Annotated in this window: 1 protein-coding gene and 1 pseudogene; both read right to left on the bottom strand. The window is 69.4% G+C overall.

Annotated elements, in window-relative coordinates; translation table 11 throughout:
• A partial coding sequence (locus AC1D15_RS35110; protein ID WP_477829716.1) for an NYN domain-containing protein occupies nt 1-625 on the bottom strand: 625 nt, incomplete at its 3' end.
• A pseudogene (locus tag AC1D15_RS35105) lies at nt 622-828 on the bottom strand (dihydroorotase); the annotation flags it as partial. The pseudogene AC1D15_RS35105 and the gene AC1D15_RS35110, both read right to left, overlap by 4 nt.

Raw genomic sequence — 828 nt, 5'->3', positions numbered from 1 at the left:
GCCGCGCATCCTGCTTCAGCGCCGCGGTGTCCTGGCGCAGCGCCGCGGCCGGCTCGGCCGCCACCGGCGCGGGCTCCGGTGCCGCCTTGGCACCGCCGCGGGTCTTGCGACCGGCCGCCGGCTTGGCCTTCGCGGGCTTGGCCGCGGCCGTGTCGGCATCGGCCGCCTCGACCGCGACGGCCTGCCCCAGGTTCTCGAGATACAGGAAGCGCGAGCAGGCATTGACGAACGGCATCGGCGTCTTCTTCGCGCCGAAACCGTAGACGAGCGCCCCCTTGGCCTTCAGGTGCATCACGAGCGGCGTGAAGTCGCTGTCGGACGAGACGATGCCGAACGCATCGGGCTGGTCGGTGTAGAGCAGGTCCATCGCCTCGATGACCATGCCCATGTCGGTGGCGTTCTTGCCCTTGMTGTAGTCGAACTGCTGCACCGGGCGGATCGCGTACTCGTGCAGCACCGCCTCCCAGCCCTTCAGCCCGTCCTTCTTCCAGTTGCCATAGGCGCGCCGGATGTTCGCGACGCCCACCTTGGCCAGCTCGGCCAGGATCACGTCGATCTTGCTGGCGGGCGAGTTGTCGGCATCGATCAGCAAGGCGATGCGGGCGGGCTTGTCGAGCAGGGTCATGCAGTCTCCAGTTTCCAGTTCAGCGTCTCGCCGCCGCGCAGCGGCTTCAGACGGGCCTCGCCGAACGGCAGGGACTCAGGGAGTGTCCAGCTTTCGCGGCGCAGCGTCACGCGCTGCGTGTTGCGCGGCAGGCCGTAGAAGGCCGGCCCGTTGAAGCTGGCGAACGCCTCCAGCTTGTCGAGCGCCCCCGCGGCCTCGAAGGC

It is taken from the genome of Rhizobacter sp. P2_H2 (assembly GCF_056403375.1).
Note: the sequence above shows the minus strand (reverse complement) of the source record. Positions and strands in the feature narration are given on the sequence as shown.